The sequence below is a fragment of the Bradyrhizobium sp. genome, assembly GCF_050014615.1.
In the GTDB taxonomy this organism is placed as follows: Bacteria; Pseudomonadota; Alphaproteobacteria; order Rhizobiales; family Xanthobacteraceae; genus Bradyrhizobium.
In genome coordinates this window covers 1-8,492 of record NZ_JBEKCZ010000217.1, presented here as the reverse complement: position 1 = coordinate 8,492, position 8,492 = coordinate 1, and the positions used below count along the sequence as shown (strand labels likewise).

Genomic DNA, 8,492 nt, shown 5'->3' with positions numbered 1-8,492 from the left:
TCGACCGACAATTCGCCGGTGAGATATTTTCCGGTCAGCGATTTTGCATTCCGCATGATGTCGGCGGGCGTGCCCTCGGCGACGACATGGCCGCCATGCATGCCGGCGCCGGGGCCGATGTCGAGCACGTGGTCGGCGAGCCGGATGGCGTCCTCGTCATGCTCGACCACGATCACGGTATTGCCGAGGTCGCGCAGCCGCTTCAGCGTCTCCAGCAGCCGCGCATTGTCGCGCTGGTGCAGGCCGATCGAGGGCTCGTCCAGCACATAGAGCACGCCTGTCAGCCCCGAGCCGATCTGCGAGGCCAGCCGGATGCGCTGGCTCTCGCCGCCGGACAGCGTGCCGGAGGCGCGCGCCAGCGTCAGGTAGTTGAGGCCGACATCGAGCAGGAACGACAGCCGCTCGCGGATTTCCTTCAGCACCCGCGCGGCGATCTCATTCTGCTGCGCGTTGAGCGCCTTTGGCACGGTCTCGAACCATTCGCCGGCGCGGCGGACGGAGAGTTCGGAGATTTCGCCGATATGCTTGCCGCCGATCTTGACGCACAGCGCCTCCGGCTTGAGCCGGTAGCCGTGGCAGGCTTCGCAGGGAATGTCGGAAAAATACTTGCCGAGTTCCTCGCGCGCCCATTCGCTTTCGGTTTCCCGAAACCGACGGTCGAGATTGGTGATGACGCCCTCGAACGGCTTCTTGGTGTCGTAGGAGCGCACGCCGTCTTCATAGGCGAACTTGATTTCGTCCTCGCCGGAGCCATGCAGGATCGCGTCCTTGGTCTTCTTCGGCAGATCCTTCCATTTGGTGTCGAGCGTGAACTTGTAGAACTTGCCGAGCGCGGTCAGGGTCTGGATGTAATAGGGCGACGACGATTTCGCCCACGGCGCGATCGCGCCCTTGCGCAGCGTCAGTTCCTTGTCGGGAATCACAAGCTCTTCGTCGATATGCTGCTCGACCCCGAGCCCGCCGCAGGCCGGGCAGGCGCCATAGGGATTGTTGAAGGAAAAGAGTCTGGGCTCGATTTCCGGAATGGTGAAGCCGGAGACCGGGCAGGCGAATTTTTCCGAGAACAGAATCCGTTCCGGGCCACTTTTGTCGTGGATCTTTGCAACCTTCTTGGTCGCAGCCTCAGCCTGCTCCCTCCCCCCTTGCGGGGTCAGAGGCGAGCGAAGCTCGCTCTCGGGGTTGGGGAGGGGGGTAGCAACGGACTCCGGCGCTCGCTGCTTACCCCTCTCCCGACCGGCCTTTGGCCGGTCGACCTCTCCCACAAGGGGAGAGGTGACAAGAGAAGAGGAGGCGATTGCGGGCGCATCGGCATATTCGATCACCGCCAGCCCTTCGGCGAGTTTCAGCGCGGTCTCAAAACTCTCGGCCAGGCGCTGGCCGATGTCGGGCCGCACCACGATGCGGTCGACCACGACGTCGATGTCATGCGGGAATTTCTTGTCGAGCGTCGGCGCTTCCGCGAGTTCGTGGAAGCTGCCGTCGATCTTGACCCGCTGGAATCCCTTCTTGAGATAGTCGGCGAGTTCCTTCCTGTATTCGCCCTTGCGGCCGCGCACGACCGGCGCCAGCAGATAGAGCCTTGTGCCCTCGGGCAGCGCCAGCACCCGGTCGACCATCTGCGAGACGATCTGGCTTTCGATCGGCAGTCCCGTGGCGGGCGAATAGGGCACGCCGACCCGCGCCCACAACAGCCGCATGTAATCGTAGATCTCGGTGACGGTGCCGACGGTCGAGCGCGGATTCTTCGAGGTGGTCTTCTGCTCGATCGAGATCGCCGGCGACAGGCCGTCGATCTGGTCGACATCCGGCTTCTGCATCATCTCCAGGAACTGGCGCGCATAGGCGGAGAGCGATTCGACGTAGCGCCGCTGTCCCTCGGCATAGATGGTGTCGAAGGCCAGCGATGATTTGCCCGAGCCCGACAGGCCCGTGAACACCACCAGCCTGTCGCGGGGTATCTCGACGTCGATGTTCTTGAGATTGTGTTCGCGCGCGCCGCGAATGGTGATCGCGCGCTGGCTGCTCGCGTTCTGGTGGCGCTTCGCCCTGATCACTTCATCCATATCGGCATTCCCAGCGCGTCAGCCGCGCACATTCAGGCGCGCTCGCCGGAAACCGGGATCGGACGCCAATGGGTGAGCTCGGAACATAGGAAGAACGGGAAACGATTTCCAGTGCCGCGTGAAAACCATCAACGGTTTGTTGCAAAACCAGCCAGCAATGGCGGCAGAAGGCAGCAGCTTGATGGGAACTGCCAACAAAAAGGCCGGCGCGAGACCGGCCTGGTATCGATTCTGATTTGCGATTGAGAAACGCGTCTTGAGCGCAGATCAGTCGTTGATCAGTATTTGCTGATGACCGGGCCGCCCCAGCGATAGTTGATGCGCGCGGTGACCATGTCGGCGTCGCCGTGAATGCGGTCGGAGCCAACCAGCGTGCCGGTCGCGGTGGAGGTGAAGCTCGTCAGGCCATTGGCGATGAACAGGTGATCGTATTCAACCGCCGCCGACCAGTTCGGTGCAAACGAGAATTCAAGGCCAGCGCCGATCGAGCCGCCCCAGCGGTTGTCGCCGGAAGCCGTCGCGGTAACCACGCCGGCGGTGAGCATGTCGTTGCGGTCGGCGACCACGGCCGCGCCGCCCTTGGCGTAAAGCAAAGCGGTGTTCCAGGCGTAACCGACCTGGCCGGTGAACAGGCCAAACGCATCCATCCGCGAACGATCGGTGGTTCCGGGAGTCAGGAGGCTCGCGCTGCTGCCGCTGAGACCAGCCCAATCGCCTTGCGCTTCCAGACCGAACACCCATCCGCCGGTCTGCCAGCGATAACCGATCTGACCACCGGCGACGCCGCCCGACGTGCCGTGGCAACCATCGGAAGCGATGAAGGCACCGGCTGCGGTCGTTGAGTCGAAGCAGCGGTTTTCAGTTCCCCAGCCGCCGTTGATGCCGCTGTACCAGCCGGTCCAATCATAGACGACGGGGATCATCACCGGCGTCTTGGTGTAGGCTTGTGCGGGAAGATCGGCCGCGACCGCGGGCGCAGCCAGGCCCAGCGCGACGAGACCGATAGCACCGAGCCAAAACCTCTTCATCGAAATCTCTCCGGCCGTCTTCTTGCTTCAGCTAGTTTGATAGCTTCGTTGTGTTGAAAGTTTTGTGTCTTGAAGGTTTGTCGTCTTGAAGCGGTTTTGGTTTGACGCGTTTGCAATAATCCGGGCGCGACGCCCATCAATTTCAACCGATAATATATCGGGGCGGCGGATAAAAAGCAGTCTCCGAAATGCAACAGTCGGAGGCGAACTGAAACTTCCGGAAGTTAATGATCTGTAACACTTTTCCGGGGGACTGCGCCTGCAAAAATATCATCATACCGTCGCGACGGCATCCATGGAACAAAACTGGAACATTCCGGCGGGGATTGCTATATGTGGATAACCGGGGATCGCGTGGGGATCTTGGGGGATCGCGGGGCCGGCGAGCGTATAGGGTCGGTTCAGGGTGATCCCATGGAAATCCTGGCGGGATACGAAGGCGACCGGAGCTCAGGCCGATGGCCGGGTGCCGGGCGGGTCCAGCAGTGGATGCCGGTAATTGATGCCAGTAATGGATGAGAGTGGAGAGCGGCGATGGCGGGAAGCGTGAACAAGGTGATTCTGGTCGGTAATCTCGGCAAGGATCCGGAGATCCGGCGGACCCAGGATGGGCGGCCGATTGCCAATTTGAGCATCGCGACGTCGGATACCTGGCGCGACAAGGCCACCGGCGAGCGCAAGGAAAAGACCGAGTGGCATCGGGTGGTGATCTTCTCCGAGCCGCTCTGCAAGATTGTCGAGCAGTATCTCAAGAAGGGCGCCAAGGTTTACATCGAAGGCGCGTTGCAGACCCGCAAATGGACCGACCAGAGCGGGGTCGAGAAATACTCGACCGAGGTGGTGCTGCAGGGATTCAACTCGACGCTGACCATGCTCGATGGCCGCAGCGGCGGCGGTGGCGGCAATTTCGGGCCCGATGACCAAGGTGGCGGCGGCGGTGGCGGCGATTTCGGCTCCGGCGGACCGTCAGGCGCGGCCCCGCGCCGTGCCGTCGCAGGCGGCGCCCGCAACAGCGACATGGACGACGATATCCCGTTCTGACGGCTTGCCGTTTTGAGCAAATGCCGTTTTGAGGACTTGCCGTTTAAGGACTTGCCGTATCAAGGCACGGGCGAGCGCGCCCGTGCTTCTGGCGTTCGGGCATCATGTGTTCGGGTATCATGAAGTGATCTGGTAGAAACATAAAGTAAAATCTCGTAATACGGTCATAAGATTATCAAAAGACTGGTTTAAGTTCGATTTCAATAAGGCGCTGGAATCCAACCATGAGCCTCGCACCATTGCTCGACGCCGCGCCGGCGATTCCCGTCCACGCCTTCGCGGCGATGGCCGCGTTCGCGCTCGGTGTCGTCCAGTTCGCTGCGCCCAAGGGAACGCTGCCCCATCGCACGCTGGGCTGGATCTGGGTTGGCCTGATGCTGTCGGTGGCGCTCAGTTCGTTCTGGATCCATCAGATCCGGTTGCTGGGGCCCTGGAGCCCGATCCATCTGCTGTCGATCTTCACGCTCACGATGCTTCCACTGGCTGTGTGGAAAGCGCACACGCATCAGGTCGCCGCTCATCGCCTCATCATGATCCTTATTTTCTCGGGTGCGCTTGTCATCGCCGGGCTGTTCACATTGGTTCCGGGGCGGATCATGCACGCCGTGGTGTTCGGTCCTTAAAGCCCTCCTCGCCAGGGCCGCTTTGGCGGTCGCGGCGGCGCCGTTCAGTTGCCCCGTAAGTCTCTGGAAAAACGAAGGGAAAAACCGCTCACGCCGCGGAGTTAAGGGTGGTTTCGAGGGCCCTGATGAGCTATATGATTCTCATCTAAAACTGACCGGATTTCCCCCTTGTCTGACCCTGAAGATGCGAAGCCCGGAGAGCCGCCGGGACCCTCGGATATTCGTCCCGTATCCATCCTCGACGAGATGAAGCGCTCCTATCTCGATTACGCCATGAGCGTGATCGTGGCGCGCGCGTTGCCGGATGCGCGCGACGGTCTGAAGCCGGTTCATCGCCGTATTCTCTATGCGATGTATGAGAACGGCTTTGAATGGAACAAGCCGTACCGCAAGTCGGCGCGCACCGTCGGCGACGTGATCGGTAAATACCATCCCCACGGCGACCAGTCGGTCTACGACGCGATGGTGCGCATGGCGCAGGATTTCTCCATGCGCGTGCCCTTGATCGACGGGCAGGGCAATTTCGGCTCGGTCGACGGCGATACGGCCGCGGCGATGCGTTACACCGAATCCCGGCTGACCAAGATCGCGCACTCGCTGCTCGACGACATCGACAAGGACACCGTCGATTACCAGGATAACTACGACGGTGCGTTCCAGGAACCGCGGGTCCTGCCGGCGAAGTTTCCGAATCTCCTGGTCAATGGCGCCGGCGGCATTGCCGTGGGCATGGCGACCAACATCCCGCCGCACAATCTCGGCGAAGTGATCGACGCCTGCGTGGCGCTGATCGAGGATCCGGCGCTCGGCATCGACGACCTGATCAAGATCATTCCCGGCCCGGATTTCCCGACCGGCGGCATCATTCTCGGTCGCCAGGGGATCCGCTCAGCCTATCACCTCGGCCGCGGCTCGATCGTGATGCGCGGCAAGGTCAAAATCGACACCATCCGCAAGGACCGCGAAGCCATCTTCATCTCGGAAATTCCCTACCAGGTGAACAAGGCCAGCATGGTCGAGCGCATCGCCGAACTGGTGCGCGACAAGAAGGTCGAGGGCATTTCCGAACTGCGCGACGAATCCGACCGCGACGGCATTCGCGTGGTCATCGAGCTCAAGCGCGACGCGGTTCCCGAGGTCGTGCTCAACCAGATATACAAGTTCACGCCGCTGCAGAGCAATTTCGGCGCCAACATGGTGGCGCTGGACGCCGGGCGTCCGCAGCTGATGAATTTGAAGGACCTGCTCACTCTGTTCATCGCGTTCCGCGAACAGGTGGTGACCCGTCGAACCAAGTTCCTGCTCAACAAGGCCCGCGACCGCGCCCATATCCTGGTTGGGCTGGCGATCGCGGTGGCCAATATCGACGAGATCATCCATGTGATCCGGACCTCGCCGGATCCCAACACCGCGCGCGATACCCTGATGTCGCGCGACTGGGCGGCCAAGGACGTCGCGGCGATGATCACGCTGATCGACGATCCCCGGCACCGGCTCGCCGAAGACGGCACCGCGCGGCTGTCGTTCGAGCAGGCCAAGGCCATTCTCGACCTGCGGCTGGCGCGCCTGACGGCGCTCGGCCGCGAGGAGATCGGCCAGGAGCTCGACAAGCTTGCGGTCGAAATCAACGATTACCTCGATATCCTGCGTTCGCGCGCCCGCGTGCAGGCCATCATCAAGACCGAACTGGCGGATGTGAAGTCCGAATTCGCGACCCCGCGCAAGACCGTGATCGCCGAGTTTGAGGACGAGGTCGAGGACGAGGACCTGATCCAGCGCGAGGACATGGTGGTCACCGTCTCGCATGCCGGTTACGTCAAGCGGGTGCCGCTGTCGGCCTACCGCGCGCAGCGGCGCGGCGGCAAGGGCCGCTCGGGCATGCAGACCCGCGATGAGGATTTCGTCAGCCGCCTGTTCGTGGCCTCGACCCATACCCCGGTGCTGTTCTTCTCGTCGCGCGGCCAGGTCTACAAGGAAAAGGTCTGGCGCCTGCCGGTGGCGGCGCCGAACGGCCGCGGCAAGGCGTTGATCAACATCCTGCCGCTGGAGCAGGGCGAGCGCATCACCACCATCATGCCGCTGCCCGAGGATGAATCCTCCTGGGGCAATCTCGACGTGATGTTCGCGACCACCGGCGGCACCGTCCGCCGCAACAAATTGTCCGACTTTGTCGACGTCCGGCGCTCCGGCATCATCGCCATGAAGCTCGATGACGACGAGGCGATTGTCGACGTGCAGATCTGCACCGAGCGCGACGACGTGTTGCTGACCGCCGCCGGCGGCCAGTGCATCCGCTTCCCGGTCACTGACGTGCGGGTATTCACGGGCCGCACCTCGATGGGCGTGCGCGGCATCGCCTTGGCCGAGGGCGACAGACTGATCTCGCTGGCGATCCTGCGCCATGTCGAGGCCACATCGGATGAGCGCTCCGCCTACCTGAAAATGCGCCGGGCGGTGGCCGGCGAAACCGTCAATGGGGAAGGTACGGCTGCGGAGACTGGGGCCGAAGAAGCGGAAGCCGATACCGAAGAGACCTCCGGCAGCATCCAGCTCAGTTCCGAGCGCTATGTCGAGATGTCGGCGCAGGAACAGGTCGTGCTGACGGTCTCGGTGAATGGATTCGGCAAGCGGACTTCGTCTTACGAATACCGGACCACCGGCCGCGGCGGCAAAGGCATCGTGGCGATGTCGGTCAACAACCGCAACGGCAAGCTGGTGGCGTCGTTCCCGGTCGAGGAGAGCGACCAGATCATGCTGGTGACCGATAAGGGTCAGCTGATCCGCTGTCCGGTCGAGGGCATCCGGATCGCCGGCCGCTCGACCCAGGGCGTTATCGTGTTCGACACCGCCGAAGACGAGCATGTGGTGTCGGTCGAGCACATCGGCGAGGAAGCCGAGAACGGCAATGGAGGCAATGGCGACAGCGAATAGCGAAGGGAATTTCGCTATCCGCTCACGCGCGGACGCCAACGCCGGGCCATTCCATTGATCCATCGAACAGGTCAACCAGCCCTGTTCGGAGCGAGGCCTCGCGGGCCGATTGTGTCCGCACTATAAGAGGTTGCACGATTACATTGTCGCTACCGGGGGTGATTCGGTCAGTGATGAGATTATTCCTGCTGATTGCGATTTTGCTGATCCCTCCGGGCGCTCTGGCCTGCGACCTGTCATTGGTCGCGCCAACGAAGTCGGTTCTCAAACAGCCCGTCCACGTGAAAACCTCGCTTGCGGACGATGTCTTGACCGTGAGCTATTCAGTGACCGCGCCGCTGAACGCCCGAAAGGTTCTCGGGCCTCGACAACATCCTTATGACTTTGACGTGGTGGAATTGTTCGTGACGTTTTCGGACAGCGGCTTTCCGTACTTTGAGTTTGAAGTATCGCCGTTCAACCAGAGCTTTCAGGTGAGGATCGTCAGTCGTGCCCTGCATCAGGAGGGTGTCGATCTGGGCCTGATGTCGCGCGCGACAATCGTGCCGCACGGCTGGACGGCGGAATTGAAGATTCCACTCAAGCCCTTGGGCTGGGACGGCGATCCCAAAAACATCCGGGGAAATTTCTATTCCATTTTGGAACGCGCGCCACGCAGCTATTGGAGTTCATTTCTCCCGAAGGAAAAAAAGCCGAACTTCCATCAGCCGCAATTTTTCCAGTCCTTGCTTCAATGTGAATAGTTCGGAGGGAAACCAATGCAGAGACGCGATTTCCTGAAGGCCACCGGCGGTTTGTCGGCACAG

7 protein-coding genes are annotated in these 8,492 nt (G+C 61.7%); 5 read left to right on the top strand and 2 right to left on the bottom strand.

Features of this window, described 5'->3' with window-relative positions; all coding sequences use genetic code 11:
• Positions 1 to 2,063 (bottom strand): excinuclease ABC subunit UvrA (gene uvrA / locus ABR948_RS25415; protein ID WP_428123252.1); only part of this gene is annotated, 2,063 nt, incomplete at its 3' end.
• 278 nt (positions 2,064 to 2,341) lie between these two features.
• The gene (locus tag ABR948_RS25410; RefSeq protein ID WP_428123250.1) at positions 2,342 to 3,091 is read right to left on the bottom strand and encodes an outer membrane protein; all 750 of its coding nucleotides are present in this window, start codon (positions 3,089 to 3,091) and stop codon (positions 2,342 to 2,344) included.
• Between the two features lie 534 nt (positions 3,092 to 3,625).
• On the opposite strand from ABR948_RS25410, the gene ABR948_RS25405 reads away from it, so the two are divergent.
• From ABR948_RS25405 to ABR948_RS25385, 5 genes are all read left to right on the top strand, one after another.
• A complete protein-coding gene (locus tag ABR948_RS25405; protein WP_428123249.1) occupies positions 3,626 to 4,132 on the top strand; it encodes a single-stranded DNA-binding protein in 507 nt (168 codons plus the stop codon).
• 224 nt (positions 4,133 to 4,356) lie between these two features.
• On the top strand, positions 4,357 to 4,755 hold the full coding sequence (locus ABR948_RS25400) for a DUF2306 domain-containing protein (RefSeq protein WP_428123247.1): 399 nt from the start codon (positions 4,357 to 4,359) through the stop codon (positions 4,753 to 4,755).
• 168 nt (positions 4,756 to 4,923) lie between these two features.
• Positions 4,924 to 7,686: a DNA gyrase subunit A gene (gene gyrA, locus ABR948_RS25395; RefSeq protein WP_428123245.1), complete on the top strand. Its 2,763-nt coding sequence runs from the start codon at positions 4,924 to 4,926 to the stop codon at positions 7,684 to 7,686.
• Positions 7,687 to 7,859: 173 nt separating this feature from the next.
• On the top strand, positions 7,860 to 8,429 hold the full coding sequence (locus ABR948_RS25390) for a carbohydrate-binding family 9-like protein (RefSeq protein WP_428123243.1): 570 nt from the start codon (positions 7,860 to 7,862) through the stop codon (positions 8,427 to 8,429).
• Positions 8,430 to 8,444: 15 nt separating this feature from the next.
• On the top strand, positions 8,445 to 8,492 hold a 48-nt coding region (locus tag ABR948_RS25385; RefSeq protein WP_428123253.1), incomplete at its 3' end, for a twin-arginine translocation signal domain-containing protein.

Bases quoted from the DNA above. Each gene is read 5' to 3' on its own strand.
- ABR948_RS25410 (WP_428123250.1), bottom strand. From the start codon at position 3,091: ATGAAGAGGTTTTGGCTCGGTGCTATCGGTCTCGTCGCGCTGGGCCTG.
- ABR948_RS25405 (WP_428123249.1), top strand. From the start codon at position 3,626: ATGGCGGGAAGCGTGAACAAGGTGATTCTGGTCGGTAATCTCGGCAAG.
- ABR948_RS25400 (WP_428123247.1), top strand. From the start codon at position 4,357: ATGAGCCTCGCACCATTGCTCGACGCCGCGCCGGCGATTCCCGTCCAC.
- ABR948_RS25390 (WP_428123243.1), top strand. From the start codon at position 7,860: ATGAGATTATTCCTGCTGATTGCGATTTTGCTGATCCCTCCGGGCGCT.